General features: G+C 50.6%; 2 protein-coding genes. Both read left to right on the forward strand.

Annotation, left to right across the window (positions count from 1 at the left end; translation table 11 throughout):
- The coding region (locus LG30_RS0100005) for a FimD/PapC C-terminal domain-containing protein (protein WP_033128655.1) at window positions 1–192 on the forward strand (192 nt) is incomplete at its 5' end.
- 77 nt (window positions 193–269) lie between these two features.
- On the forward strand, window positions 270–903 hold a 634-nt coding region (locus tag LG30_RS21810; protein WP_152598952.1), incomplete at its 3' end, for a hypothetical protein.

Consider the following 903-nt stretch of genomic DNA (forward strand, 5'->3'; position numbering starts at 1 on the left):
GTCAACGAGGATGAAGTGGCATCCGCCATCGTGAGTGACGAGGGACTCGTTTACCTGGCCGGGCTGGCCAACGAAGGCACCTTAGACATCCAATGGGGAGAGGGTCAGGGTCAGCGTTGTGGGGCCAATTACCAACTGCCAGAATCCGCGAAATCGGAACCCATCATCCGCTTAGCCATCGAGTGCCGTTAGGATAAATATATAGTTATTAGCAATTCGTTTGATTGCTGGTTATCTGTTCCTGTCTTTTAAATGTAAAGGTGTGGGTGATGAAGCTTTTTATTTATTCTGCAGCCAGCCGGGATATGTCCATTAATATTGATGGCAAGCGTGTTTGCGCCAGAGTAATACGGGGGGCAACCATTGGCTGCTTATGGTGCGGCCTTGTGTTGAGTGCTGTTAATACATCAAGTGTCGCGGCCAAGACGTATTTAGGGCCACCAGGCAGCCAGATAAATATCTCTGTGCCAGAAGGAAACAATGAACCTTATTTGGTGGCGAATGCGGGATTGACTGCCGCCAATGTCTGCCACCCAAGTGATTCTAATATCAAAGACAGAGAGGGGAGTTTTTTCAGCTATACGGCGGCCACGGCTCATACCGTCGAATTTAATGGCAAAGTACATACCCTCATGTCAACGGGTAATCCCTATTTTGGGGTCATAGTCCCGACCAGGGATACCTCAGCCCCAGACAGTGATGCCGTCCCCCTTGCCTGGACGTTCACGACTTGGTATCCGACTCCCAACGCCACGCGGGCACCTGGCACAGATGCGATTGATGCAAGATTTCGTTATGTCTTGTATGCCATGCCCGGTGAGCTGCCAGCAGGCAGTTATGTGATTCCGCAAATGGAGGCGTTTTTGGGTGTTGATTGCCGAGATGAGGAAGGGAAGACATATC

It is taken from the genome of Aeromonas aquatica (genome assembly GCF_000764655.1).
In the GTDB taxonomy this organism is placed as follows: domain Bacteria; phylum Pseudomonadota; class Gammaproteobacteria; order Enterobacterales; family Aeromonadaceae; genus Aeromonas; species Aeromonas aquatica.